Genomic DNA, 24779 nt, shown 5'->3' with positions numbered 1-24779 from the left:
CCCCCCCCCCCCCCCCCCCCCACCCCCCCCCCCCCCCCCCCCCCCCCCCCCCCCCCCCCCCCCCCCCCCCCCCCCCCCCCCCCCCCCCCCCCCCCGCGTCCGGTGTCCCTCCCCGGCTGTCGGCGGCTTCGCCGACGGCGCCGGACGCCCTCCACCGCCTACGCGGAGTCGGGCCGTTCCTCGGCCCCCTGGTGCCTGGCCAGGGGCACCTTGGTCATGTAGTCGGACCAGATCCGGGCCGGGAAGACACTGCCCTTCACGGAGTCCTCGCCGCCCGTGCCGCTCATGGGCAGCAGGGGCTTTCCGGGTACGGAGCGGAACATGGTGACGGCCGTGGACAGCTTCTCGGTGTATCCGGCGAACCATGCGGCCCGCTGGGTGTCGTTCTCGCCCGTGGAGGCCCCGGCGAACTCGCCGAGGGTCGCCGCCGCCCCCGCCGCGGGGGTCCGGCCGGCGGCGTCCCGGAGCACCGCGGTCACGTCCCCGGCCACCGAGCCGTCCATGACCTGCCGCGCCGGGATCCGTTCCAGGCCGGGCACCGGCTTGTCCCCCTGCAGGACCTTGGTGACCGAGTACGGCTCGTGCCGCGCCCCTCCGCTCGCGAACGTGGCGTAGGACCCGGCGACACGGATGGCGCTCGGCGAGGAGGTGCCGAGCGGGAACTCCTCGTCGTGGGGGGCCATGCTGCCGCGGAGCATGCCGGCGGCCACGGCCATGTTCTCGACGGCCGGGAGACCGGCGTCGGCGCCCAGTTGCCTGAAGGTGGCGTTGCCGGAGCTCACCATGGCCTCGCGCAGGGTCGGGAAGCGGGTGAAGGCGGTCAGCGGGGTCCGGAAGGTGTCCCGTCCGGGCGCCGGGAACAGGCCCCCGGAGAGCCGGCCGTTCCCGTCGTAGAAGCTCTCGGTGGACACGCGCTGCACGGCGCCGTCGTCGGCCTCGACGCCGTGCTGGAGGGCCGTGGCGAGGACGAACGGCTTGAAGACCGAGCCCGCGGGGACGCCGGAGGTGTCGGCGTTGTTGGTGAAGTGCTTCGTCGCGTCGGTACCGCCGTAGATCGCGACGATCGCGCCGTCGTCGGGCCGCACCGAGGCGGCGCCCACCTCGACGTGCTGGTCCTCCTTGCGCGCCTTGGGGTCGATGTCCCGGCGCAGTACGTTCTTGACGGACCGCTCCAGCTCCCGCACGGCGCGCTTGTCGAAGGTGGTGTGGATGCGGTAGCCGCCGCGGTCCAGGTCGGCGTCCGTGAGCTTCGTCTGCTTCTTGACGTAGCGCTTGGCTATGTCGACGAGGTAGCCCGTCTGGCCGCTGAGGTTCGTGGACATGGACTGTTCGCGGGGCGTGGGGAACGTGGAGTACCGGGCGCGTTCCCTCGCCGGCATCATGCCCAGCTCCACCTGGCGGTCGAGGATCCAGGACCAGCGTTCCACGGCGCGCTTTCGGTTGGCCTTGCCCTGCGACGGGTCGTAGAGGTCGCCGCCCTTGAGCAGCGCGGCGAGGAAGGCGCCCTGACTGGGGTTCAGCTCGGCGGCTTCGATCCCGTAGTAGGCGTTGGCCGCGGCCTGGATGCCGTAGGCGCCGCGGCCGAACCAGCTGGTGTTCAGATAGCCCTGGAGGATCTCGCTCTTGGTCTTGCGGCTGTCCAGCTTCAGGGCGAGGCAGAACTCCTGCACCTTGCGGGACAGTGTCTGTTCCTGGGACAGGTAGGTGTTCTTCACGTACTGCTGGGTGATGGTCGAGCCGCCCTGGGTCTCCTGGCCGCCGGCCATGTTGGCGACGGCCCGGACCAGCCCGGTGTAGGAGACGCCGGAGTCGGAGTAGAAGCCGGCGTTCTCGGCGGCGATGGCGGCGTTGCGGACGGACACGGGGATGCCGGAGAGGGGGACGTTCTGCCGGTTGACGGCCCCCACGCTGACCATCTGGGTGCCGTCGGCCCAGTAGTAGACGTTCGCCTCCTGGCGGGCGGCGGCCTTCTCGTCCGGGATGTCGACGTAGGCGTAGACGACGGCGAAGAGTCCGAGCAGCGCACCGAGGAAGGTCAGGGCCGTGCCGAGCAGGAGCCGCCACGAGGGGAGCCAGCGGCGCACCCCGCGTCTGCCTCGGCGGGGGTAGTCGACCGGACGGCGGCGTGCGGCGTCCCTGCTGCGGCGTGAACGGGACGGACGCGTCTCTTCCTGCATGCTGCGGCGGCTCCTCGGTCAGGCCTGCGCGGCGCCGACAGCACCGTGCGGCTCTTACGGAGCTATACGCTCCACGTTCCCGCCCAGTTGTCACCGCAAGGTGTGAAGGATGGCACGCCGCGGACCGGGAACCGTGCGGCGCCGTATCGACTCACCTCGTTACCGGCGGGTTCGGCAGGGGTGGGATGCGACAGGGATCGCGTTCCGTACGGGCCGAGTTCGGCAAGGATCGAGCTCCGCACGGGCCGGGTGCGGCACGTACGGCCGGCAGTGCCCGCGGTCCCGTCACTTCCTGACGCGCAGGGCCGCCTTCAGGACCTTGCCGCTCGCGTTCCGGGGCAGTTCCGCCAGGAACTCCACCCGGCGGGGGACCTTGTAGTTGGCCATCTCGCGGCGGGCCCAGGCGATGACGTCGTCGGAGCTGAGGGCGGCGCCCGGCCGGCGGACCACGTAGGCCCTGCCGACCTCGCCGAGGCGGGCGTCCGGTACTCCGACGACGGCCACGTCGGCGATGTCCGGGTGCAGGCCGAGCAGTTGCTCGATCTCCGCCGGGTACGCGTTGAAGCCGCCGACGATGAACATGTCCTTGATCCGGTCGGTGATGCGGAGGTTCCCGGCCGCGTCCAGGACGCCCACGTCGCCGGTGTGGAGCCAGCCGTCGGCGTCGATCGCACCGGCGGTCCCGTACGGGTCGTCGTCGTAGCCGTGCATCACGTTGAAGCCACGGACCAGGACCTCGCCGGGTTCGCCCTCGGACGCGAGGACACGGACCTCCGTGCCGGGTATCGCCCGGCCGGACGTGGCCGCGATGACCTCGGGCGGGTCGCCGCGGCGGCACATCGTGACGATGCCGGACGCCTCGGAGAGGCCGTACGCGGTGAGGACGGTCGCGATCCGCAGTTCTCCCCGCAGGCGTTCCACGAGCCGCAGCGGGACCACCGCCGCGCCCGTCACGACCAGGCGCAGTGCGGAAAGATCGTGCTGGTCCCGGGCGGGGTGGTCCAGCAGGGACTGGTGGAGGGTCGGCGGTCCGGGCAGGACGGAGATGCGCTCCGCGGCGATGTTGGCGAGGACGGTGTCCACGTTGAAGACGGGCTGCGGGACCATGACGGCGCCGCGCATCAGGCAGGCGATGATCCCGGCCTTGTAGCCGAAGGTGTGGAAGAAGGGGTTCACGATCAGATAGCGGTCGCCCCGTGCGAGCCCGGCCAGTTCGCACCAGATGTCGTAGCAGCGCAGCGTCTGCGCATGGGTGATGACCACGCCCTTGGGGCGCCCGGTGGTGCCCGAGGTGAAGACGATGTCGGACGGGCACGTCCCGGTCACGAGCGCGGCGCGGGCCCGTACGTCCTCGGCGCGCACGCCGTCGCCGCCGGCGAGGAAGTCCTTCCAGGTGCGGAAGTCCTCGGGGGCGTCGTCCCCCAGCACCACCACCCGTTCCAGGTGGGGCAGCGGCGTTCCGGCGATCGCCCGCCGCAGCGACGCGACGTACGAGGTGCCGAGGAAGGTGCCGGTGACGAACAGCAGCCGGACCCGGGCCCTGTCCAGTACGTATGCCGCCTCCGCGCCCTTGTAGCGGGTGTTCAGCGGTACGAGCACCGCGCCCGCGGTCACCGCGCCGAGCGCGGAGACGATCCATTCGAGGGTGTTGGGGGCCCAGACGGCGACCCGGTCGCCGGTACGGACGCCGGAGGCGATGCATGCCGCGGCGGCCCGTTCGACGCGGGCGCCGAGTTCGGCGTACGAGACACGGGTGCGGCCCTCGACGACGGCCTCGGCGTCGCCGTACGCCGCCGCGGCGGCCCGCACCAGCTCGGGAATGCTCGTCCACTCCACCTTTGCCCGCCTCCCCGGCAACGCGATAGCTGACTGACCGTCAGATTAGCTGTACCCTCCCCGACATGGCGAGCCTCAAGGACGCAACCGCGATAGCCGGCATAGGCCAGACCCCCTTCGCCCGTCACCTCCCCGAGTCCGAGAAGGCCCTGGCCTGCCGGGCGATCCTCGCCGCACTCGACGACGCCGGTCTGCACCCCTCCGAGGTGGACGCCTTCGCCTCGTACACGATGGAGGAGACCGACGAGGTCGAGGTCGCCAAGGCGATCGGCGCCGGGGACGTGACCTTCTTCTCCAGGGCCGGTTACGGCGGCGGCGGTTCCTGCGCGACCGTCGCCCACCTCGCCGCCGCGATCGCCACCGGCCAGGCGAGCGTCGGCGTGGCCTGGCGGTCCCGCAAGCGGGGCAGCGGGCCCCGGCCGTGGACGAACACCGCCGTCCAGCTGCCCACCCCCGCACAGTGGACGAGGCCCTTCGGCCTCCTCCGCCCGGCCGACGAGATCGGGATGCTGGCCCGCCGGTACATGCACGAGTACGGCGCCACCCGCGACCACTTCTTCAATGTCGCCCTGGCCTGCCGCAACCGCGCCAACCAGAATCCGGCGGCGATCATGTACGAGCGGCCGCTGACCCGCGAGATGTACATGACCGCCCGGTGGATCAGCGAACCCCTCTGCCTCTTCGACAACTGCCTGGAGACGGATGGCGCCCTGGCCTGCGTGGTCGTCGGCGCCGAACGCGCCCGCGACTGCCGGCACCGGCCCGTCTACGTCCACTCCGTCGCCCAGGGGCTGCCCGCCCAGCACCACGGCATGGTCAACTACTGGAACGGCGACCCGCTCTCCGGGCCCGCGTGGACGGCCGCCCGCCAACTGTGGAAGCAGGCCGACTTCGGCCCCCAGGACGTCGACGTGGCGCAGATCTACGACGCGTTCACCCCGCTCGTCCCGCTGTCCCTGGAGGGCTACGGCTTCTGCGGACGCGGCGAGGGCGCGGCCTTCACCGAGGGCGGCGCCCTGGAGACCGGCGGACGGCTGCCGATCAACACCGGCGGCGGCGGACTCTCCGAGGCCTACGTGCACGGCTTCAACCTCATCAACGAAGGCGTGAAGCAGCTCCGCGGCGTCTCCACCGCGCAGATCCCGGACGCCGCCACCTGCCTGGTCACCGCGGGCGAGGGCGTCCCCACCTCCGCGATCCTCCTGAGGAGCTGAACGATGCCGACGCCACTCCTGCCACCCGTCACCGACGAGGACGGCGCACCCTTCTGGGAGTACGCACGCCGGGGCGAACTGCGCGTCCAGGCGTGCGGCGCCTGCGGCACGCTCCGCTTCCCGCCCCGGCCCTGCTGCCCGCGCTGCCAGTCCTTCGACAGCGCATGGCGGCCGATGAGCGGCCGCGGCCGCATCTGGTCGTATGTCCTCCCCCACCCTCCGCTGCTGCCCGGCTACGCCGAAGTCGCCCCCTACAACGCGGCCGTCGTCGAACTGGCCGACGCGACGCACATCCGGCTCGTCGGCAATGTCGTCGCCGCGCCCGACGCGCCGCTGAACTCGGTCGATCCGGGCCGGCTGCGCATCGGTGCCCGCGTCCAGGTCGCCTTCACCCCGCTCCCCGACGGGACCACGGTCCCCCGCTGGCTGCTGGAGCGGCCGTGAGCGTCCGTGTGGAGCGGGACAAGGAGACGGGCGTCGCGGTCGTCACCCTCGACCGGCCGGAACGGCACAACGCGATCGACCTCGCGACGGCGGCCGGACTGGCCGCGGTCTGGCGGGAGTTCCGGTACGACGACACGGTGCGCGCGGCCGTCCTGACCGGCGCGGGCGGGAAGGCCTTCTGCACCGGGATCGACCGCACCGCCTCCGTGCCGCAGCCGTCGTCGCCGTACTCGGTCGACGATCCCCTGCTGTCGATCGGCCCGAAGGCGAACGACCTGTGGAAGCCGGTGATCGCTGCGGTCCGCGGAATGGCGTGCGGCGGGGCGTTCTACCTGCTCGGCGAGGCCGACTTCGTGGTGGCCGCGGAGGACGCGGAGTTCTTCGACCCGCACACCGCGTACGGCATGGTCAGCGCGTACGAGTCGATGTACCTGGCGCTGCGGATGCCGTTCGGGGAGGTGGCCCGGATGGCCCTGATGGGCACGGCCGAGCGGGTGTCGGCGCGCCGGGCGTACGAGACCGGGCTGGTCAGCGAGGTGACCGCGGCCGGCGGGGAAGTGGCCGCGGCGGTGCGGTGCGCCGAGGTGATCGCCGGATACCCGTCGGAGGCGGTGCAGGGCACGGTACGGGCGGTGTGGGCGGCGCAGGAGGCCACCCGCGCCCAGGCGTTCGCCCGGGCGCCCCAGCTGATCGCCCTCGGCAGTCTGCCGCCGGAGCGGCAGGCGGAGCTGTTCACCGCCCGCCGTCCGGGACATCGCACGCGGTAGGAGCTGCCGGCGCTCCGGGCCGCGGCCGTCCGGGCCCCGGGCGGCTCAGGAGGTGGGGACGCTGGTGACGTTCAGCAGCTCGCACTTGCCGCCGCTGCCGTCGCCCGACTTGGGAACGTAGGAGGCTGCGACGTCGAGGGTGTCGGTCGCACCGGGCTTCACCCACGGGATGGTGGAGTTGCTGACCCGCAGCAGCTCGCCGTTCGGGTCGGTGAAGCGCACCTGGAACTTGAAGTCGCGGTTCTCCGACTCGTTGTTGGTGGCGCTCACACGGGCGACGATGCCGCGGCTCGGGTCGAACTTGCAGGACTCCAGGCGCACGCTCTTGTCCTTGTCGGCCTTGCCCCTGCCGGAGGAGCCGGAGCTGCCGCTCGTCGTACCGCCGTTGGTGATGTTGACGTCGACGTCGCCGTTGGAACCACTGCTGCTCGTGCCCGAGCTGCTGTCGGACCCGCCGGTGGTGGTGCTCCCGTCGGAACCGCCGCTGCTACTGCTGCTTCCGTGGCTGCTGCTGCCACCGCCGCAGCTGGCTCCGTGGGAGCCGCGGGCACCGGTCAGGGCGACCACTGCGATACCGAAGACGGCGACAGCGCGGACATGACGAAGCTTCACGTTTCAACCCCCGTTGAACGCTTGGGAATACGGCTCACCCGTTGCTTGACGGGCGCACGTCACCCTAGCAGCGGACGGCGACATTCCGCGCCAGTCGGCCCACCGGACGGACGCGCTGCACTTCGCACCTGCGGATTTGCGCGATCTTCCGCGGAGAGCCCACCGGGACGGCGCCGACGTGCTCATTACCGTGCACCCACCGCGACCTGCGGCTCACCGGTGCCGGTGGTCCGCCGATGGCATCCAGGAAGCTTGCTTGCCTTCGCGACGCCGGCCCTGCCCTTGTGCCGCTCGCCGACCTCATACGCCCGTAGGCCCCGCCCGGCAACGGCAGTCAGCCGACTGGGCACGGGTGGTCGGGGCGGAAGCGACGGGGCGAGCATGCGATGACGTACACGCCGAGGCAGCGCTGCCCGGTCAGCCACCAGGCTCCGGCGACGTCCTCACCGCCGGCCAGGACGTCGACGGCGGCCGTGATCCGGTCCTCCAGCACCTCGCGGTCGCGGTCCGAGACGAACGCGTCGGCGTGCGGCCGAACCTGGTCGCCGAACCAGACCGCAGCCTCCTTGGCCTCGGTCCACGTGCCGCGCACGAAGGTCGCCGGCTTCAGCAGCCAGTGCGCCAACTCCAGTGGCCGTACCGGGCTGGAAGGGAACTCGGGGTGGCCGGCATCTCGGATCTGGCAGAACTCGACGATCCGTGCCGGATCGACGCAACGACGCGTCACTCCAATGGGTGCCCGCGACGCCGGGAGGTGCCGCATGGCAGCCCCTCACGGCCCGGCGTAGCGTCGGCAGGAAGGGCACCCGAGCACTGGAGGACGCGATGGGGGTACGCAACGTCATCGGCTCCGTCCTCGCTCTCCTCGGAGCGGTGGCCGCCGTCTGGAGCCCCTTCCGGACCTGGTACGACGGCCGCCCCGGGCGTTCCTACCGGGTGCAGGACCTCTTCCTGGGCATCACCGACGTCAGGGCGCAGCTGGCGCTCTCCGTGCTGCTGCCGCTGGGTTTCGCGGCGCTCCTGGCCCTGGCCGGCGTGCTCGCCCGGTCGCGGCCGCTGGTCGCGGTCGCCGGCGTGGTCGTCCTGGGTTTCACCATCCTGTGGATGGTCCGCCTGGCCCAGTACGACGGCGGGCTCACCGTCGGTGCGACGGGCGAGGGCCTGGACCACGGTGTGGCGATGGCCCTCGGCGGCGGCGTGCTGATGCTCGCCGGAGCGGCCGTGATGAGCGGCCGCCGTCCCCGACGGCGCGGTCGGCACGACCCCCGGTACGTGCCTCCGCCCCTCGACACGCCCGCGGACTGACCCGGGGCGCGCAGCAAGCGGACCGTCGGCCGAAGCGTCCGCGTCCCAGGGTTCCTCGCGTCAGGAACGCCCCGTCGCCGTGCCCTTCACCGCGTCGAGCGCGTACACGCAGCGGTCCTTGCTGCACGCGTACACCACACCGGCCTTCACCACGGGCGAGCCCGTGATCTCGCCGCCCGTCGCGAGCTTCCAGCGCAGCTGGCCGCCGGCCGCGTCGAGCGTGTACAGGCAGTGGTCCGCGGAGCCGAAGTGCAGGCGGCCGTCTGCGATGACAGGCGTGCCGACGACCTCTCCGCCCGCCGCGAAGCGCCACTTGGGCGTGCCGGTGACCGCGTCCAGCGTGTACAGCGCGCTGCCGCTGCCGACGTGGATGCTGCCGCCCGCGACGAGGACGGGCTCGGCGGACTGCCGGGGCTCGGTGGCGATGCGCCAGCGGTCCTTGCCGGTCGTGGCGTCGAGCGCGTACACGGTGCCGAGGTAGTCCGCGAGGTACACGCCACCGCCCGTCACGGCGGGGCCGGGCGCGAACGCGGGCGGCGACAGGAACACCGCGGGCGCCTCGAAGTGCCAGCGCACCCGCCCGTTCGCGATGTCGACGGACAGCACCCGGGTGCCGGCCGTCACGTGCACGTACCCGTCGGGCGCGGGCGCGAGCCGCAGCGGTACGCCGCCGCAGGAGGCCGCGTCGCCGATGGGGTACGACCAGCGTTCGGTGCCGCTGCGGGCGTCCAGGGCGCGCAGCCGGGCGTCCTTCCAGACGAAGACGGTGTCGCCGTGCAGCGCCGGGCCCGAATCCGGTGTCTCGAAGTCGGTCTGGGCGCCGGAGAGCTCCCACAGCTTCTCGCCGGTGGTGGCCTCCCACGCCTGGACGCCACCGCCCCGGGTGCCCGTGACGACGGTGCCGCGGTCGGCCTTGAGGGAGTACACCCAGGCGTCGGTGGACAGCCGCCAGCGTTCGCTGCCGTCGCGGGCGTCCAGGGCGTACAGCGTGGGCCCGTCCGAGGCGTGGATGCGTCCGCCCGCGACGTCCATGGTCCAGGCGACGTCCCGGGTCTTGAACTGGCGGCGTCCGGTCGCCACGTCCAGGGCGTGCACCTCGAAGGACGTCACGTACAGCAGCTCGCCGTCGACCACGGGGGTGCCCCACACGTCGTTCGACATGCGGAACCGCCAGGGTCGCCAGCGGGCGGGGCCGTCCGCGGCGGGGGCGGGCTGCGGGACGGGCGGGGCCGTGGGGGCGGTCGTGCCGCCGGCCGGGACGTCACCGGTCACCCCGGCGGGCGGACGGATCCACCCGGTCGCGGGGCCCGCGTCGGGCAGCACCGCCGACCGCGCCTCGGCAACCCTCAGCCCCGGGCCGATGGGCACCTTGCCGTTGGCCAGCCGGACCGGGCCGTCCGCCCAGCTGCCCTGCGGCGGGTGTGACGGCGGCTGGGCCGCAGCGGCACCGTGCGACCGCGGCCCGGGCGCGCCCTGCGACCCCGGCGGGTACGACGGGCGCGGCGGCGACGGCGGGCGCACCGACGCCCCGCCGGAGCCGGACCGGCCGCCGCCCCGGCGCTCCTCTATGAGGGCGACGGCGCGCGGCGGCAGCCAGGCGGACGCGGTGCCGCTGTCGTCGCTGCCGGACGCGAAGAGGTGCGGGGCGAGCTGGGCCTGGAGGTCCTCGGGACTGGGCCGCAGCCCGGCCTCCATCTGCATGCACGACTCGATCAGCGGCCGCAGCTCGTCGGGCAGGCCCTCCACGTCCGGTCCCTCACGGAGCAGCATGAAGACCGTCTCGACGGGGTTGGCGCCGTGGTACGGGGCGTGGCCGGTGGCGGCGAAGACGAGCGTGGACCCGAGGGAGAACACATCGCTGGCGCCGGTCACGCTGCGCGAGTCCTTCGCCTGCTCGGGCGACATGTAGGCGGGGGTGCCGACGGCGACGTTGGTCATGGTCAGCCGGGTGTTGGAGACACCGGAGGCGATACCGAAGTCGATCACTCGCGGCCCGTCCTCGACGACGAGGACGTTCGACGGCTTCAGGTCGCGGTGGACCAGACCCGCGCCGTGGATGGACTGCAGCGCCTCGGCGATGCCGGCCGCGAGCCAGCGCACCGCCTGGGCCGGCAGCGGCCCGCACTCGGTCACTATCTCCTCGAGCGAGGGCGCGGGGACGTAGGCGGTGGCCAGCCAGGGCACCGCCGCCCGCGGATCGGCGTCCACGACGGCAGCCGTGTAGAAGCCGCTCACGGCCCGTGCGGCCTCCACCTCGCGGGTGAAGCGGACACGGAACAGCTGGTCCTCGGCGAGCTCGGTGCGAACGGTCTTGATCGCCACGCGGCGGCCCGACGCCGAGCGCGCGAGATAGACCAGCCCCATGCCGCCGGCACCGAGTCGTCCCAGCACCTCGAACGGGCCGATCCGTCTCGGGTCGTGCTGCGTCAGCTGCTCCACTTGCCTGCCACCTCCCCGTACGGGCCTGAAGAAATTCGGCCTTGCGCACCCTGATTCTTCCTGCCGGAGGCGGTGGTTGCGAACCCGGGGGCGGATCGGGGTGTCTCGGCATATTTTGGTGCCGGATCCGGGCAGGTTCTTCCATGATCGCCGGATTCGGGGGCGGGGTCACCATGGAATGCCCGATATGCCGGTCGCATACCGGTCGAGGCTCCGTTCCGTACCGGTCGGGGCGCGCGGGCCCTTCGGTCGCGTGCGGGCTCCACGTACGGGCTCCGTATGCAGGCTCCGTATCCGGAATGGGCGGCGCGCCGGGTCAGAGTTCCGCGAGGACGGCGAACGACGCTCCCTGGTCGTCGACCAGGACCGCGATGCGGCCGTAGGGGCTGTCCGCGGGCTGCTCCCGGATCCGGCCGCCGATCCGCGCCACGGTCTCGGCAGCCCGGTCGCAGTCCTCCACGGCGAAGTAGACGAGGAAGTGGGCGGGCATCTCCTGCGGGAAGTCGTCACCCATGACCGTGCGCCCGAGCACCCAGGTCTCCGGACCGGGGGCCGTCGCCCCCGCCGGGGACCAGATGCGGTAGTCGCCGCCGGCCTCGGGGGCGTCCTGGCCGCGGAAGCCGAACACCGACTCGTAGAAGGGGTCGGTCCTGGACTTGTCGCGGGCGTACACCTCCGCCCGGCAGTACGAGCCGGGCCGGCGGATCCGCTCGAATCCGGCGTGGGACCCCGCCTGCCACAGACCGAAGACCGCCCCGTCGGGATCCGCCACCACGGCCGTCACGCCGTGGGGGCCCACCTGTATGGGCGCCATGATCACACTGCCGCCCTCGGACTCGATCCGTGCGGCCGTGGCGGCGGCGTCGGACGCGGCGAGGTACACACCCCAGGCGGTCGGCATCCGCCCGTCCCGCTTGGGCACGAGCGCGGCGACCCGCCGCCCGTCACAGAACGCGGTCGTGCAGGAGCCGTAGGCCTCGTCGGGCTCCTCGTCGAAGGTCCAGCCGAACAGCTCGCCGTAGAAGCGCTTGCCCCCTGCCAGGTCGGGCAGGGTCACGTCCGCCCAGCACGGCTCGCCGTCACCGAAAAGGGCCATGGACCGCATCCTTCCCATGTCACGCAGGGCCGTGGCGCCCGTCACAGTCCAATATGCGGGCGGGACGGCCGGGGCGCCTCCCGTTGTCCACCGAGTTGTCCACAGGCAGTTATCCACAGGCTGTTGATAGGACTAATGCGGCCCCGCTCCGGCCCTGACCAGGCGGTGCGCGGTCCCCCCGGGGGACATGGGTCCGTACGGGTGCAGGCCGCGGCGCGAGGGCGCGTGCAGGCGCCTGCGGGGCGGGCCCGGGCACAGGTCCGCGGGCCCGAGTGCCGCGCTCGCCGGCCTGGAGGCCCACAGGCCCGGGTGCCGACGCAGGTCCGCGGCCCGAGCGCCGAGTACCGACGCAGGTCCGCGGGCCGAGTGTCGGGACGGGCTCCCCAGGCCGGGTACCGGGGTGCATCCCTGGTCGGCAGCCGCGGCACGCTCCCCGGGCCGGGAGCCGGGACGCGTTCCCCGGGCCGGGTGCCGGAACACGCTCCCCGGATCCGCTCGGCTCCCCATTTGCAGTCGGCCGAATCGCGCTCCGATCACCCGTCGGTAAGCTGACGGCATGACAGGACAAGTACGTACCGTCGACGGCCGCGTGGCCGGTCGGCGTGGTCAGGCGACGCGGCAGAAGCTGCTCGACTGCCTCAGCGAGATGCTCAGCTCCTCGCCGTACCGGGACGTCAAGGTCATCGACGTGGCACGGAAGGCGGGCACGTCACCGGCGACCTTCTACCAGTACTTCCCCGACGTCGAGGGCGCGGTGCTGGAGATCGCCGAGGAAATGGCCAAGGAGGGCGCCGCGTTGACCGGACTGGTCGCGGGCCGCTCCTGGGTCGGCAAGGCGGGATGGCAGACCTCCGAGCAACTGGTCGAGGGATTCCTCGACTTCTGGCGCAAACACGACGCGATCCTGCGCGTCGTGGACCTCGGCGCGGCCGAGGGCGACAAGCGCTTCTACAAGATCCGCATGAAGATCCTGAACTCCGTCACCAACTCCCTCACGGAGGCGGTCCAGGAGCTCCAGGCCAAGGGCAAGGTGGACAAGGACGTCAGCCCCGCGGCCATAGCGGGTTCACTGGTCGCGATGCTCGCCTCGGTGGCCTCCCACCAGAAGGGCTTCCAGACCTGGGGCGTCAAGCAGGCCGAGCTGAAGCCGAACCTGGCCCTGCTGGTGCATCTGGGCATCACCGGCCGCAAGCCGACGAAGTAGGGGCCCCGGCAGGTCCTCGCGCAACGTCCTGTCACGCCGGCAACGGACCAGTGCCCCGTGCCCCTGGTCCGCGCCGGAGTCCGCCTGTCACCGCGGGGTGAGCCGGAAGAGCCGGATCTCCCGCGCCACCCGCCGCTGGTACGTCGCGTACGGCGGCCAGAACCGCAGCACCTCCCGCCACACCCGGTCGCGTTCCGCGCCGGTCAGCAGCTCGGCCCGCACCGCGAGGTCACGGCCCCGCCAACTCACCTCCGCGTCCGGGTGCTTCAGCAGGTTCGCCGTCCACGCCGGATGGCCGGGCCGCCCGAAGTTCGAGCCGACCAGGATCCACGTACCGGCGGCCTCCTCCGGCATGCACGCCAGCGGGGTACGCCGAGGCAGCCCGCTCCGCGCACCCACCGCGGTGAGCACCAGCCCCGGCAGCATCCGTGCGCTGAGCAGCACCCTGCCCCCGGTGAGCCGGTGCACGGCCCGGTCCACGACGGGAACGACGTACGGCGCCACCCTGGCGAAGGCGCGGGTCGACGAGACCCGCTGCACCAGCCGCACCCCCCGGCCCATCCCTGTCCCCATCCCCGCTCCCCTGCTCACACTCGCGCTCGTACCCGGGCCCGCGCCCGTTTCCTCACCCGTCCCGGCACCCTTGCCCGCGCGGGCGTCCGTCCAGGCGCCCGAGTTGCCCGCACGGGCGTCCGTCCCGGCGACGCCGTTGCCCGCGCGAGAGTCCGTCCCGGCCTCCTTACCCGCCCCGGCTTCCTTGCCCATGCGGGCGCCCGCCCCCTCACCCGCCCCCGACGGCATCAGAGGGTCACCGCCGCGGACCCGGTCTCCATGGCGAACAGGCCCGCGCGCTCCGCGGCACGGGCTCGCAGCCGGTGCGCCGGTCCGAGCAGCAGTGCGTCGCCCGCGGCGCGCTTGAGGTACAGATGGGCGTCGTGCTCCCAGGTGAACCCGGTCCCGCCGTGCAGCTGGACCGCCTCGGCCGCGGCGGTGTGCAGCGCCTCCAGCCCCTGGGCGAGGGCCAGCGGGCCCGCCTCCACGTCCCAGGCCGCGTAGTACGCCGCTGAGCGGGCCGCCCGGACCTGCACATGGACGTCGGCGAGCCGGTGCTTGACCGCCTGGAAGGAACCCACGGGCCGCCCGAACTGCTCGCGCTCGCGGACGTAGGACACCGTGCGCTCCAGGGCCCGGTCCGCGGCGCCGACCGCCTCGGCGGCCAGTGCGGAGGCCGCGGTCAGGCCGGTCCCGGCGAGCGCGGCCGGCACGTCCACGCCGTCGTCGTGTCCCAGCAACTCCGCTTCGACTTCCCGGAGTCGGACCCGTCCGAGGGGCCTGGTCGCATCGATGGACGTCTGCCGGTGCCGCACCAGCCCGGCCGCTCCGGCCTCCCGGCCGCCGGTACCGGGCGCTGCCTCTGCCCGTACGAGGAAGAGCCGTGGGCGGCTCCGCGCGAAACCCCCGGTGTGGGCCGCGACGACCAGGAGCTCCGCGCTGTGCCCGTCGGGCACCCCGGCGGCCTCCCCGTACAGCAGCCACCGCCCGTCGCCCCGGGGCCGGGCCTGCACCCCGCCGGCCCGGCCGCCCCCGGCCCAGGCGCCGTCGCCGTTCGGCCCGGTCAGGTCGAGGGCGGTCCCCAGCGCTTCGCCCGACACCGCGAAGGCGCAGGTCAGCGCGCCGGAGGCAATGCGCGGCAGCAGCTCGGCGCGCTGGGTGTCCGTACCGAGACGCTGGATCAGCGGCGCGGCGAGCAGCGCCGTGGCGGCCAGCGGCGAGGACAGCAGCACCCGCCCGGTCTCCTCACAGGCGAGTGCGAGTTCGGTGTGGCCGCAGCCGACTCCGCCGTACGCCTCGGGCAGCGCGAGCCCGGGCAGTCCCAGCCCGTCGGCGAGCCGTCGCCACAGGGCCGGGTCATGGCCTTCGGGGCCGGGCTCCGGGGTGCGTTTGCCGAGCAGGTCCCGCAGGGTCCGGCGTATCGCGGCCTGTTCGGCGGTGAAGGTGGGGTCCATCGGCCTCGGCTCCTCGGACTCGACCGCTCGAAAATCTGACGGCTCGTCATATTATGACGAGGGCCGGGCAATTCCCAGGGACAGGCGCACAGAGCCGAGAACCGCGCAGAGCCGAGAACCCAGACCCACGACCCGATGGAGCGTCAGCAGATGGCCCTTCATGGAGCACCCCGCCGCGTCGCCGTCGTCGGCATATCCCTCTCCGACTGCGGCCGCGTCGACGAGGCCACCCCCTACGCCCTGCACGCCCAGGCCGCCCGCCGGGCCATCGCCGACTCGGGGCTCAGCCGGGACACCGTCGACGGCCTCGCCTCCGCGGGACTCGGCACGCTCGCCCCGATCGAGGTCGCCGAGTATCTCGGGCTGCGGCCCCGCTGGGTGGACTCCACGTCCGTCGGCGGTTCCACCTGGGAGGTCATGGCCGCCCACGCCGCGGACGCGATCGCCGCCGGCCACGCGAACGCCGTCCTCCTGGTGTACGGATCCACGGCCCGCGCCGACATCAGGGCCGGGCGCCGCACCTCCGACCTCTCGTTCGGCGCCCGCGGGCCGCTCCAGTTCGAGGCTCCGTACGGCCACACCCTGGTCGCCAAGTACGCGATGGCGGCGCGACGGCACATGCACCGGTACGGGACGACCGTGGAGCAGCTCGCCGAGGTCGCCGTGCAGGCCCGTGCCAACGCGGCCACCAACCCGGACGCGATGTTCCGCACCCCCATCACGGTCGACGACGTCCTGTCGGGACCGGTGATCGCCGACCCGTTCACCAAACTGCACTGCTGCATCCGCTCCGACGGCGGATGCGCGGTCCTGCTGGCCGCCGAGGAGTACGTACCGGACACGGCGCGGCAACCGGTGTGGATCCTCGGCACGGGAACCGCCGTGTCCCACACCACCATGTCGGAATGGGACGACCTCACCGTCTCCCCAGCCGCCGTGTCCGGCCCCCCGGCATTCCGGCGGGCGGGCGTGCGCCCCGAGGAGATCGACGTGGCCCAGATCTACGACGCCTTCACCTACATGACCCTGGTGACGCTGGAGGACCTGGGCTTCTGCGCCAAGGGCGAGGGCGGCGCGTTCGTCGAGAAGGGCCGGCTGCTGCGGGACGGGGCCCTGCCCGTGAACACCGACGGCGGCGGACTGTCCGCCTGCCACCCGGGCATGCGCGGACTGTTCCTGCTGGTGGAGGCGGTCCGGCAGGTACGCGGCGAGGCCGGCGAGGGACAGGTCCGCCGAGCGGACGGCGAGCCGCCCCGGCTGGCCGTCGCGTCCGGCACGGGCGGCTGGTTCTGCTCCTCGGGGACGGTCGTCCTGGGCCGCGAGTGACGGTCGTACCGGTTGCACGCGGCCGCATGTGACGGTCGTACCGGGCCGAGAGGAGCGGTCGTACCACCGGGCCGCGCAGAGCGGTCGTCGCTCCGGGCCGCGCAAAGCGGTCATCGCACCGGGCCGCGGCGTCTCGGCGGACCGCGCCGGACGGTCGCAGCAGGCCGCGGCGGACGTTCGTACCGGGCTGCGGCCATGGGCGTCCTGGGGCTGCCCCTGGACACCCGTGGCCCGCTCGTAGCGGGCCCGGGAGCAGGGATCCACGACGAAACGTCACAGCGGGAGCATGACAGGGCCACATGGTTGACGGAGGCTCAGGGAATCCGGTGACCGCCGAATGTCGGACGGGCGCGCTGCCCCAAACCTGCTAGCTCTGAGCGCGCAGAATCGGGGCATTCCACTGCAATCCGAATGTCCCGATGCGGTTAAGCCCTCTCAAGTCCGTCCAGAAAGGTCCCGGATGCCCAAGATCTTTGGTGTAGCCCTCCTAGCACTTGCCCTGGCGGCCGCTTCACCGACTCCCGCACTGGCCGAGGCGCACACGTCGTCCGACGCGATCCCCGGCCGCTACATCGTGACCCTCAAGGACACCGGCGCGTACGCGAGCATGGACGCGGCGGTGGACGCCGCCGTCGAGCAGGCGTCCTCCAACGGCGCCACGGTCCAGCACGTCTACCGCCACGCCGTCCACGGCTACTCGGCGTCCATGAGCGAGAGCGCGGCCGCAGACCTGGCCGACGACCCGCAGGTCAGGTCCGTCCAGCCCGACCGGTGGGTGCAGGCCACCGCCCAGTCCGTCCCCACCGGGGTCGACCGCGCGGAGGCCGACCTCAGCCCCACCGCCGACATCGACGGCACCGACGACCGCGTCGACGTGGACGTCGCCGTGATCGACACGGGGGTCGACCTCAGCCACCCGGACCTGAACGTCCACAAGGAAGGGGGCAAGAACTGCTGGCTGTCCCTGCTGCCCCCGAGGGACCTGCACGGGCACGGCACCCATGTCGCCGGCACCATCGGCGCGCTGGACAACACCACCGGTGTGGTCGGTGTGGCGCCGGGCGCCCGGATCTGGCCGGTGCAGGTGCTCAGCCCCCTCGGCTACGGCAGCACGGCCGACGTCGTCTGCGGCATCGACTACGTCACCGAGCACGCGGACGAGATCGACGTCGCCAACATGAGCCTCGGCGGTGTGGGAACCGACGACGGCAACTGCGGCAGGACGAACAACGACGCCATGCACGAGGCCATCTGCAACTCCGTCGCCGCGGGCGTCACCTACGTCGTGGCGGCCGGCAACGACCACGGCGACGCCGCGAAGATGACCCCCGCCGCCTACGACGAGGTCATCACCGTCAGCGCGCTGGCCGACTTCGACGGCAAGCCCGGGGGCGCCGGCCAGTCCACGTGCCGCACCGACCAGGACGACACCTTCGCCGACTTCTCCAACTACGGCTCCGACGTCGACCTGATCGCCCCCGGCGTGTGCATCCGCTCCACCTACAGGGGCGGCGGCTACGCCACGCTGTCCGGCACGTCGATGGCCTCGCCGCACGTCGCGGGTGGCGCTGCCCTGTACAAGGCGACCCACCCCGGGGCCTCGCCCAGCGCCGTCAAGGCGGCACTGGTGGCTGCCGGCGGCAGCGACTGGACCCACCCCTCCCAGGACGGCGACACCGTCAAGGAGCCGCTGCTCAAGGTGAGTTCCTTCTGACCGGAGACTCCCCTCCGGCACCGTACGACCCCGTGAGCCGGACCCCCGGAGGGTCCGTGCCACGGGGTCGTCCGCTGGTCAGGGACAGGCCAGGGCGTCGCCCCGCACCGGTCCGTAGTCGCCGAGCCCCGCGACCTCGGCGGGGCCCGGCGGCTCCCGCCCGGTAGCGGCGGCGTCCGGACCGTGCAGCAGCCCACGGTCCTCGGCGAGCGCCGCGAACGTCTCCCGCGCCTTGGCGGCGTCCCAGGCGACGGTCGAACCGACGCCCTCGATGGGCGGGTTGAACCCCTTCATCGGTACGAGCGCGAACTCGGTGTCCTCCGGCGACACCCCGCCGAGGGTGTGTGCGAGCCACACGAGCCGGGGCAGGCCGAGGCTCTGTCCTTCCGCCCCCGGCCCGGCCCCCGGCTCCAGGAGTGCCGCGCCGAGCCGTGCCAGCCGGGGCAGGTCCGCCGCCGGCCGTCCGGCCGCGAGTTCGCGCAGCACGGACACGAGGAAACGCTGCTGACGCCGGATGCGCCCGAAGTCCGCCTGATTGTCGACGTGCCGCGAGCGTACGTACTGGAGAGCGGGCCCGCCGAGCAGCCGGTGCTCACCGGGCTCCAGGTCCAGTCCGGTCGCCGAGTCCTTCAGGTGCATGTCGGTGCAGACGCCGGCCCCGCCGAGTTCGTCGACCGTGTCCATGAACCGGCGGAAGTCCACCTGGAGGTACTCGTCGATGCTCAGCCCCGTCGCCTGTTCGACGGTCCGCACGGTCAGCGCGACACCACCCTCGGCGTGCGCCGCGTTGATCTTCGCCCCGTGCGTGCCGTGCTCCTTGCCGGTGCGCCGGTCCTTGTGGGGGCCGGGCAGGTCGGCGTACGAGTCCCTCGGCAGGCCGACCACGCTGATCCGGTCCCGGTCCTCGGAGACGTGCACCACCATCAGCACATCGGTGCAGTCGCAGGCCTTGCCGCCGAGCCGGAAGTCGCGTTTCTCCTGGGGCGTGATGGTGTCCCGGCCGTCCGTGCCCATGACGAGGATGTTCAGGCCCTTGCCCCGGCCCTGAGCGGTGGCCGGATCCGTGGCCGGCGCGAAGGGCGCTCCCGCGCCGAGGAGCGTGAGCAGGACGGCACAGGCCGGCAGGGTCCCGGCGAGTCTCCGACGCCTCGGCCGGTGGGGCGTCACCGGTGCCGCCTTCGCCTCGGGCGTCACCGGTCTCTCAGGCGTCACCGGTGTCTCCGGTGTCTCCGGTTTCCCTGGTCTCTCAGGCGTCACTGGTGCCTCCGTCTCTGTGGTGTCCCGGACTCGCGGGTGTCTCGGGGTTCTGGAGGCTCTGGGGGATCTCGGGGTCCATGCCAGCACCGTGACACCGGGCCCCTGCTACCGGCCCCCGCACCGTGCCCGGGCGCCGCGAAAGCGTTCGTTCGGACCACACCGCGCTTCGGAGGATCGCGGGCGGGCCCGTCACCGGGGCCGTCGCCCGACAGCACCGGGATGCCATCGGGGCCGGCCGGCAGCGGCTCGTCCCCGGAGAAAGGATTCGGCCGGAAATCCCCGGGCTCCGGCGCCGGTCGCGAAACCACCGCCCCTCCCGATCACCGGTATCCAATTCATTCTTATTCCGAATCTTCACCCTTTCAGCGCAACAACCGTCGCCCACGCAAACGCGTTGAATATCTCGTCGGACATCGCATCCGGCATCCGAATAGAAACAAACGACCGAGGAGCACATCTCCATGTCGCGTATCGCGAAGGCTGTTGTTCTGTCCGCTGCGGCTGCCGCCTCCATCGCCGGAGCTGCCGGTGCCGCCGTCGCAGACAGCGGCGCGACCGGCGCCGCATCCCTCTCCCCGGGTGTGGCCGCCGGCAACACCGCGCAGGTCCCGGTCCACGTCCCGGTCGCCCCCTGCGGCAACACCGTCAACGTCATCGGCGCCCTGAACCAGGCCCTCGGCAACGCGTGCGAGAACGCCTGACCCCGGCCGCCCCGGCTGTGCCGCGACCGCTCTTCCGTACAGGAAGGGCGGTCTTTTCATGCACGCCGCCCGGGGCAGCCGTTTCCGCGAAGCACGGGGATCGTTACCGATGACGAAGCGCGCCGCCCGGAGACGACTTTTCATCCCCGTTTCAGCGCCGGGTGGTTGGACAACCGCCCTCCCGACGGATATTCGTTCCAGGAAGGATTCACCATGAAGCCCATGAAGGTTGCCGCGGTGGTCGCTGGTTCGGTGATGGCGGCCGGTGCCGCGTCCCCGGCGCTCGCCGCGCCGGGCATTCCCACGCCGGGCCTCAACGGAGCGGTCGACACCGTGGCCTCCAAGACCCTCCAGGCCGCAGGGCCCCTCCAGGGCGACATGCTGGACACCCAGAAGCCCGGCTCGGTGCTGCACAGCGCGAACCGGACCGTCAGCGACGTGAACGCCGCCAAGGACGGCAACCCCGGCCCGCTCCTCGGCGGCCTGCCCCTGGGGGAGTAGGGGGAAGCCCGGGGAAGCCTCTCGGGAAACCGGCAGCGGGCAAGGTGAACGGGCCGCGGCCCCGCGGATCGACGTCCATGGGGCGGCGGCCCGTCCGCACGGCGTCTCAGCCCGTCCAGAAGTCCCACCATCGCGTGAGGACGAGCATCCCGATGCCTCCGATCCACACGACCGGCGCCACCCACGCGTACTCCGCGAGTACCGCCCTGGCCCGCTCGGGCGCGGGGACGATCCCGTGCCTGACGTTGTGCGCGGTGACGTGGCAGAACATCACGATCGTGGCCGCCCAGGCGAGGCAGCACCACAGGCACAGGGCGCCGATGACGTACAGCGACTGGTACTGGAGCCAGGTGCAGAACCCGACGCCGAACAGCATGCCGACGTTCAGCCCCCGCCAGAACCAGGGGCGGTGGCCCGCCCCCGCCAGCAGGCCCATGCCGACGCAGACGACGACGCCGTAGGCCACAAGTCCCAGCATCGGGTTCGGGAAGCCGAAGACGGACGCCTGTTCGCTCTTCATGATGCTGCCGCAGGAGACGACGGGGTTGAGGCTGCATCCAGGGGTGAACCCGGGGTCCTCCAGCAGCCTGAACTTGTCGATCGTGATCACCCAGGCGGCGAGCAGCCCGGCCGCTCCGGTGATCACCAGCAGCCATGCCGTCGCGCGCCCCGCACCGACCGGCCGGGGAACCGACCGGTGTCCGGGCGGGGGCGCCCCGTCCGGCGCACCGCCCCGCGGACCGGTCCGGCTCTCCGCTACGGTCGCTGTGGTTCCGGATGTCACGGTCATCGCGTCGTTTCCCTTCTCGGCAATGCGGCCCAAGGGATAACTGGCCCCGGATCCTTTGGACACTGCGCTGCGGTCCAACCCGACAGGCTTCACCCAACCAGGTGATACCGGCACATTGCTGTCCTATTCGGACCGCTAGGGTGCCGAGCCATAACGTCCACTTCCGCCACCACACCCGGAACCGGCCGGGAACAGCTCGGCACCATCACCGTGCTCGCCTGGACCGGCGCCCCCGACGGCGAGGGCGACCACCTGCCCTTCCTGATCGCGTACTCGCTGGGCGACGGCCCCGACGGCCCCGAGGCCTGCGCCACGGCCGTCCGGCGGTTCCTGGAGCAGACCGGTCTGCCGGTCGGCGACGCGGTCACCGATGTCACCGAGAGCCCCGGACCACCCGTGGAGCTGCTGGTCGAGGACGGCCAGGCGGTGCTGGCGGTAGGCCGTCTGCACGTCCGGTGCCCGGTCCCGGAGGAGTGGGTGGACGCCTCCCGCCGGCACGGCCGGGCGTATTTCATGTTCGCCACCCGGCCGTGGCCGGAGGCCGCGCCCGGCAACCCGGTCGACGCGGACACCCTGCGCGCGTTCGTCGGCGACGAGCAGGTGCTGGGCGAGGCCGCGCACGTCATGGTGCCCGTCCGCGGCCTGGGCTGACGGACACCCGGCCCGGTTCGCCCGGCGGCTCAGACGGACGGCGGGGCGGGCCGGAAGGCCGGGACCGCGGGGCCGCCGGGTGCGGTGCGGAACACCACCTCCAGGGGCATGCCGATGCGCAGCGACGACTCCGGGCAGTCGACGACCTCGGTCATCATCCGCGGCCCCTCCGCGAGGTCGGCGATCGCGGCGACGTAGGGGACCCGGGACCCGAACGGCGGCAGGTCGTTGCGGTGGACCACGGACCAGGTGTGGAGGGCCGCGCGGCCGCTCGCCTGCTCCCAGTGGACGTCGTCGCTCCAGCAGAAGGGGCAGAACTCGCGCGGGTAGTGGTGCGGCCTGGTGCAGGCGGCACACCGGCGGAGGAGCAGCCGGCCCTCGGCCGCGGCGTCCCAGTAGGGCCGGGTGAAGGCGTCGGGTTCCGGCAGGTCGAAGCGGGGTGCGGGGGCTTCGGAAGTCATGTGAAGAGTCCGATCGCGCTGTCGAGGGACCAGGTCTGCCAGGACATGGCGAAGAGTGCCACCAGCGAGATGAGCGCCATCATCGAGTTCTGCCCCTGCTCGGCCCAGTCGTGGATCATCAGGACGAGGTAGAGCAGATTGAGGACCAGCCCTCCGACAAGGGCGACCGGGGTGAGGAGTCCGGCGATCAGGCCGAGGCCCAGGGCGAGTTCGGCGTAGACGACGACGTAGGCCATGAGCCTCGGACGCGGGGCGACGACGGCGCGGAAACCGCGGTCCACGGCCGACCAGCGGTGCCGCGCGGCGACGTCGGCGGCCCACGCGATGCCGGTCCCGCGTTCGAACCACCCCTTCCTGTCCTTGTGGCGCCAGCTCTCCAGCCACCACAGGCCGAGGCCGATGCGCAGGACGGCGAGCCATTCGGCGCCGGTGAGCCAGATCGTCTCCATCCGGACCCCATCCCCTCCCGAACATCCAATCTGACGATACGTCAGTTAAACCGGACCGGGCCGGAGGGGCGCAAGAGGCGTGCACGGCCACCGGGCCGGACCGAGCCGAACGGACAGGCCGGACCGAACGGGCGGGCGGGGCCGAGCCGAACCGGCGGACCGGCGGACCGAGCCGAGCGGACAGCCCATGCCCAACAGGCGGCACCGCGCAGAACAGACGGGGACAGGCCAGTCGGAGCGGGCCGCGCCGGAGCGTGCCGGCGGAGCGGCCGGACCGGCGCCGGCCGGAGGGGCGCAAGGGCGCACACGGCACCCACACGGCGCACACACCCGTAACCGATTCGCAACCGAACCACCTCTTGACCGAGACCCATCAATTCATCACGCCGTTACGCTCAGCCCTCGTGACCGAATTCGCCCGCACTGCCCCCGTCGCCCCCGTCTATGTCATTGGCGCCGGTCCCGGCGGTCTCGCCGTGGCCGCCGCACTGCGCGAACAGGGCGTACGGACCGTCGTCCTGGAGAAGTCGGACCAGGTCGGCTCCTCCTGGCGCGGGCACCACGACGGGCTGCGACTGCACACGACCCGGCGGATGTCGGCGCTGCCGGGGCTCGCCATACCCCGGCGGTACGGACGATGGGTCGCCCGCGACGATCTGGTCCGCTATCTGGAGGCCTACGCAGATCACCACGACCTCGACGTCGTCACGGGGGTGGAGGTCACCGGGATCGAGCGGGCGACGGAGACGGAGACCGGAACCGACGACCCCCGCGACCTCACGGCCGGCGCACGGTGGCTGCTGCACGCGACGGGCGGGCGGATGCTGGCTGCACGAGCGGTGGTCGTCGCGACCGGACACCACCGCGTCCCCCACCTGCCGGACTGGCCGGGCGTCGAGAGCTACGGGCGGGAGCTGCTGCACTCCGCCGAGTACCGCGACGCCGCCCGCTTCGCGGGCCTCGACGTGCTCGTCGTCGGCGCGGGCAACTCCGGCGCCGAGATAGCCGTCGAGCTCGCCGCCGCGGGCGCCGCGCGGGTGCGGCTCGCGGTCCGCGGCGTTCCGCACATCGTGCGCCGCTCGACGGCCGGCTGGCCGGCCCAGGCCAACGCGGTCGTCGCGCGGCGGATGCCGCTGTGGACCGCCGACGCGACATCCTCCCTCCTCAGCCGGGTGACCACGCCCGACCTGGCATCGCACGGCCTGCCGCGCCCCCGGACCGGCCGGTACACCCGGGCCCGCGCGGGCGCCGTCCCGGTGGCGGCCGTGGGCCTGGCCGACGCCGTGCGGGCGGGCCGGATCGAACCGGTGGCCGCGGTCGAGTCCTTCGAGGGCCACGGAGGCGACGACGGCAAGGTCGTCCTGGCCGACGGCACCAGGATCGCGGTGGACTCGGTCATCGCGGCGACCGGCTACCGCCCGGGGCTGGAGCCGCTGCTCGGCCCGCTCGGCGTCCTCGACGGCCACGGCCGGCCGCTTGTCCGAGGAAGGCATTGCGCGCCGGGCGCGCCCGGTATGTACTTCACGGGGTTCGCGAATCCGGTCAGCGGGATACTGCGGGAGCTCCGGCTGGACGCCGAGCGGATAGCGAAGAGGGTCGCGGCCCTGTCCTGACGCACCGCGGGGGGTCAGGGTGGCGACGGCGATACGAGTCGGCGGCGACGGCAGTACGAGTGACGGCTACGGCTACGGCTACGGCTACGGCTACGGCGGTACAAGACCGCGGCGCAGCAGCCCCGTGGCCCGCAGCCGCGGCTCGTTCCCCGGTGGCCGCGAGGCGGCTTTGTCCGCGCAGGGGTGTTCCTGACAGGGCGTCAGATCAGTAATCTG

24 protein-coding genes are annotated in these 24779 nt (G+C 72.8%); 12 read left to right on the top strand and 12 right to left on the bottom strand.

What is annotated here, in order from left to right; all coding sequences use genetic code 11:
• Positions 1 to 158: 158 nt before the first annotated feature.
• A complete protein-coding gene (locus ACZ4Z5_RS27300; RefSeq protein WP_468267260.1) occupies positions 159 to 2177 on the bottom strand; it encodes a transglycosylase domain-containing protein in 2019 nt (672 codons plus the stop codon).
• A 285-nt stretch (positions 2178 to 2462) separates the two neighbouring features.
• Positions 2463 to 4013 (bottom strand): FadD3 family acyl-CoA ligase, encoded by a 1551-nt coding sequence (locus tag ACZ4Z5_RS27295; RefSeq protein ID WP_468267258.1) that lies wholly within the window; start codon positions 4011 to 4013, stop codon positions 2463 to 2465.
• A 65-nt stretch (positions 4014 to 4078) separates the two neighbouring features.
• Between ACZ4Z5_RS27295 and ACZ4Z5_RS27290 the strand changes: the two genes are divergently transcribed.
• The 3 genes from ACZ4Z5_RS27290 to ACZ4Z5_RS27280 are packed head-to-tail and all read left to right on the top strand — an operon-like array spanning position 4079 to position 6438.
• A complete protein-coding gene (locus tag ACZ4Z5_RS27290; RefSeq protein ID WP_468267256.1) occupies positions 4079 to 5227 on the top strand; it encodes a lipid-transfer protein in 1149 nt (382 codons plus the stop codon).
• A 3-nt stretch (positions 5228 to 5230) separates the two neighbouring features.
• Complete coding sequence (locus ACZ4Z5_RS27285) at positions 5231 to 5671, top strand: Zn-ribbon domain-containing OB-fold protein (RefSeq protein ID WP_468267254.1); 441 nt, start codon at positions 5231 to 5233, stop codon at positions 5669 to 5671.
• Entirely contained in the window at positions 5668 to 6438 is a 771-nt protein-coding gene (locus ACZ4Z5_RS27280) for an enoyl-CoA hydratase/isomerase family protein (RefSeq protein ID WP_468267252.1), read from the top strand. Before ACZ4Z5_RS27285 ends, ACZ4Z5_RS27280 begins: the two co-directional genes overlap by 4 nt.
• A 45-nt stretch (positions 6439 to 6483) precedes the next feature.
• Here ACZ4Z5_RS27280 and ACZ4Z5_RS27275 read toward each other — a convergent pair whose 3' ends face one another.
• Together ACZ4Z5_RS27275 and ACZ4Z5_RS27270 are read right to left on the bottom strand one after the other, a co-directional pair.
• The gene (locus ACZ4Z5_RS27275; protein WP_468267249.1) at positions 6484 to 7050 is read right to left on the bottom strand and encodes a hypothetical protein; all 567 of its coding nucleotides are present in this window, start codon (positions 7048 to 7050) and stop codon (positions 6484 to 6486) included.
• A 334-nt stretch (positions 7051 to 7384) separates the two neighbouring features.
• Entirely contained in the window at positions 7385 to 7813 is a 429-nt protein-coding gene (locus ACZ4Z5_RS27270) for a hypothetical protein (RefSeq protein WP_468267247.1), read from the bottom strand.
• Positions 7814 to 7875: 62 nt separating this feature from the next.
• Here ACZ4Z5_RS27270 and ACZ4Z5_RS27265 point away from each other — a divergent pair, with 62 nt between their 5' ends.
• Complete coding sequence (locus ACZ4Z5_RS27265) at positions 7876 to 8355, top strand: hypothetical protein (protein WP_468267245.1); 480 nt, start codon at positions 7876 to 7878, stop codon at positions 8353 to 8355.
• Between the two features lie 60 nt (positions 8356 to 8415).
• On the opposite strand, the gene afsK is transcribed toward ACZ4Z5_RS27265, so the two are convergent.
• Positions 8416 to 10794: a protein serine/threonine kinase AfsK gene (gene afsK, locus ACZ4Z5_RS27260; RefSeq protein ID WP_468267243.1), complete on the bottom strand. Its 2379-nt coding sequence runs from the start codon at positions 10792 to 10794 to the stop codon at positions 8416 to 8418.
• A gap of 316 nt (positions 10795 to 11110) precedes the next feature.
• Positions 11111 to 11890, bottom strand: a complete 780-nt coding sequence (locus ACZ4Z5_RS27255) for a VOC family protein (protein ID WP_468267241.1) — start codon at positions 11888 to 11890, stop codon at positions 11111 to 11113.
• Positions 11891 to 12446: 556 nt separating this feature from the next.
• On the opposite strand from ACZ4Z5_RS27255, the gene ACZ4Z5_RS27250 reads away from it, so the two are divergent.
• Positions 12447 to 13094 (top strand): TetR family transcriptional regulator, encoded by a 648-nt coding sequence (locus ACZ4Z5_RS27250; protein WP_468267239.1) that lies wholly within the window; start codon positions 12447 to 12449, stop codon positions 13092 to 13094.
• A gap of 87 nt (positions 13095 to 13181) precedes the next feature.
• Here the strand turns inward: ACZ4Z5_RS27250 and ACZ4Z5_RS27245 are convergent, their stop codons facing one another.
• Complete coding sequence (locus ACZ4Z5_RS27245) at positions 13182 to 13667, bottom strand: nitroreductase family deazaflavin-dependent oxidoreductase (RefSeq protein WP_468267237.1); 486 nt, start codon at positions 13665 to 13667, stop codon at positions 13182 to 13184.
• A 227-nt stretch (positions 13668 to 13894) separates the two neighbouring features.
• On the bottom strand, positions 13895 to 15100 hold the full coding sequence (locus tag ACZ4Z5_RS27240) for an acyl-CoA dehydrogenase family protein (RefSeq protein ID WP_468267235.1): 1206 nt from the start codon (positions 15098 to 15100) through the stop codon (positions 13895 to 13897).
• A gap of 150 nt (positions 15101 to 15250) precedes the next feature.
• On the opposite strand from ACZ4Z5_RS27240, the gene ACZ4Z5_RS27235 reads away from it, so the two are divergent.
• Positions 15251 to 16426, top strand: a complete 1176-nt coding sequence (locus tag ACZ4Z5_RS27235) for a thiolase C-terminal domain-containing protein (RefSeq protein ID WP_468267233.1) — start codon at positions 15251 to 15253, stop codon at positions 16424 to 16426.
• Between the two features lie 460 nt (positions 16427 to 16886).
• Positions 16887 to 18140: a S8 family serine peptidase gene (locus tag ACZ4Z5_RS27230; RefSeq protein ID WP_468267231.1), complete on the top strand. Its 1254-nt coding sequence runs from the start codon at positions 16887 to 16889 to the stop codon at positions 18138 to 18140.
• 78 nt (positions 18141 to 18218) lie between these two features.
• On the opposite strand, the gene ACZ4Z5_RS27225 is transcribed toward ACZ4Z5_RS27230, so the two are convergent.
• A complete protein-coding gene (locus ACZ4Z5_RS27225; RefSeq protein ID WP_468267229.1) occupies positions 18219 to 19352 on the bottom strand; it encodes an LCP family protein in 1134 nt (377 codons plus the stop codon).
• 506 nt (positions 19353 to 19858) lie between these two features.
• On the opposite strand from ACZ4Z5_RS27225, the gene ACZ4Z5_RS27220 reads away from it, so the two are divergent.
• Together ACZ4Z5_RS27220 and ACZ4Z5_RS27215 are read left to right on the top strand one after the other, a co-directional pair.
• Positions 19859 to 20098: a chaplin gene (locus ACZ4Z5_RS27220; protein ID WP_468267227.1), complete on the top strand. Its 240-nt coding sequence runs from the start codon at positions 19859 to 19861 to the stop codon at positions 20096 to 20098.
• A 213-nt stretch (positions 20099 to 20311) separates the two neighbouring features.
• Entirely contained in the window at positions 20312 to 20599 is a 288-nt protein-coding gene (locus ACZ4Z5_RS27215) for a hypothetical protein (RefSeq protein ID WP_468267225.1), read from the top strand.
• 106 nt (positions 20600 to 20705) lie between these two features.
• On the opposite strand, the gene ACZ4Z5_RS27210 is transcribed toward ACZ4Z5_RS27215, so the two are convergent.
• Positions 20706 to 21389, bottom strand: a complete 684-nt coding sequence (locus tag ACZ4Z5_RS27210) for a vitamin K epoxide reductase family protein (protein ID WP_468267223.1) — start codon at positions 21387 to 21389, stop codon at positions 20706 to 20708.
• 114 nt (positions 21390 to 21503) lie between these two features.
• Here ACZ4Z5_RS27210 and ACZ4Z5_RS27205 point away from each other — a divergent pair, with 114 nt between their 5' ends.
• Positions 21504 to 22040: a DUF5949 family protein gene (locus ACZ4Z5_RS27205; RefSeq protein WP_468267274.1), complete on the top strand. Its 537-nt coding sequence runs from the start codon at positions 21504 to 21506 to the stop codon at positions 22038 to 22040.
• A gap of 29 nt (positions 22041 to 22069) precedes the next feature.
• Here ACZ4Z5_RS27205 and ACZ4Z5_RS27200 read toward each other — a convergent pair whose 3' ends face one another.
• Both ACZ4Z5_RS27200 and ACZ4Z5_RS27195 read right to left on the bottom strand, forming a co-directional pair.
• Entirely contained in the window at positions 22070 to 22501 is a 432-nt protein-coding gene (locus tag ACZ4Z5_RS27200) for a Zn-ribbon domain-containing OB-fold protein (RefSeq protein ID WP_468267221.1), read from the bottom strand.
• Complete coding sequence (locus ACZ4Z5_RS27195) at positions 22498 to 22950, bottom strand: DoxX family protein (protein WP_468267219.1); 453 nt, start codon at positions 22948 to 22950, stop codon at positions 22498 to 22500. Before ACZ4Z5_RS27195 ends, ACZ4Z5_RS27200 begins: the two co-directional genes overlap by 4 nt.
• 404 nt (positions 22951 to 23354) lie before the next feature.
• On the opposite strand from ACZ4Z5_RS27195, the gene ACZ4Z5_RS27190 reads away from it, so the two are divergent.
• Positions 23355 to 24563: a flavin-containing monooxygenase gene (locus tag ACZ4Z5_RS27190; protein ID WP_468267217.1), complete on the top strand. Its 1209-nt coding sequence runs from the start codon at positions 23355 to 23357 to the stop codon at positions 24561 to 24563.
• Between the two features lie 19 nt (positions 24564 to 24582).
• Entirely contained in the window at positions 24583 to 24756 is a 174-nt protein-coding gene (locus tag ACZ4Z5_RS27185; protein WP_468267215.1) for a hypothetical protein, read from the top strand.
• The last annotated feature ends 23 nt before the right edge of the window (positions 24757 to 24779 follow it).

It is taken from the genome of Streptomyces sp. NPDC030222, from assembly GCF_055573115.1.
The sequence above is the reverse complement of the archived record's forward strand: the minus strand, read 5'-3'. Positions and strand labels throughout refer to the sequence as shown.

Coding starts and splice junctions, on each gene's coding strand:
- ACZ4Z5_RS27300 (WP_468267260.1), bottom strand. CDS start 2,177: ATGCAGGAAGAGACGCGTCCGTCCCGTTCACGCCGCAGCAGGGACGCC.
- ACZ4Z5_RS27290 (WP_468267256.1), top strand. CDS start 4,079: ATGGCGAGCCTCAAGGACGCAACCGCGATAGCCGGCATAGGCCAGACC.
- ACZ4Z5_RS27285 (WP_468267254.1), top strand. CDS start 5,231: ATGCCGACGCCACTCCTGCCACCCGTCACCGACGAGGACGGCGCACCC.
- ACZ4Z5_RS27270 (WP_468267247.1), bottom strand. CDS start 7,813: ATGCGGCACCTCCCGGCGTCGCGGGCACCCATTGGAGTGACGCGTCGT.
- ACZ4Z5_RS27265 (WP_468267245.1), top strand. CDS start 7,876: ATGGGGGTACGCAACGTCATCGGCTCCGTCCTCGCTCTCCTCGGAGCG.
- ACZ4Z5_RS27255 (WP_468267241.1), bottom strand. CDS start 11,890: ATGGCCCTTTTCGGTGACGGCGAGCCGTGCTGGGCGGACGTGACCCTG.
- ACZ4Z5_RS27250 (WP_468267239.1), top strand. CDS start 12,447: ATGACAGGACAAGTACGTACCGTCGACGGCCGCGTGGCCGGTCGGCGT.
- ACZ4Z5_RS27245 (WP_468267237.1), bottom strand. CDS start 13,667: ATGGGGACAGGGATGGGCCGGGGGGTGCGGCTGGTGCAGCGGGTCTCG.
- ACZ4Z5_RS27240 (WP_468267235.1), bottom strand. CDS start 15,100: ATGGACCCCACCTTCACCGCCGAACAGGCCGCGATACGCCGGACCCTG.
- ACZ4Z5_RS27235 (WP_468267233.1), top strand. CDS start 15,251: ATGGCCCTTCATGGAGCACCCCGCCGCGTCGCCGTCGTCGGCATATCC.
- ACZ4Z5_RS27230 (WP_468267231.1), top strand. CDS start 16,887: ATGCCCAAGATCTTTGGTGTAGCCCTCCTAGCACTTGCCCTGGCGGCC.
- ACZ4Z5_RS27220 (WP_468267227.1), top strand. CDS start 19,859: ATGTCGCGTATCGCGAAGGCTGTTGTTCTGTCCGCTGCGGCTGCCGCC.
- ACZ4Z5_RS27215 (WP_468267225.1), top strand. CDS start 20,312: ATGAAGCCCATGAAGGTTGCCGCGGTGGTCGCTGGTTCGGTGATGGCG.
- ACZ4Z5_RS27210 (WP_468267223.1), bottom strand. CDS start 21,389: ATGACCGTGACATCCGGAACCACAGCGACCGTAGCGGAGAGCCGGACC.
- ACZ4Z5_RS27200 (WP_468267221.1), bottom strand. CDS start 22,501: ATGACTTCCGAAGCCCCCGCACCCCGCTTCGACCTGCCGGAACCCGAC.
- ACZ4Z5_RS27195 (WP_468267219.1), bottom strand. CDS start 22,950: ATGGAGACGATCTGGCTCACCGGCGCCGAATGGCTCGCCGTCCTGCGC.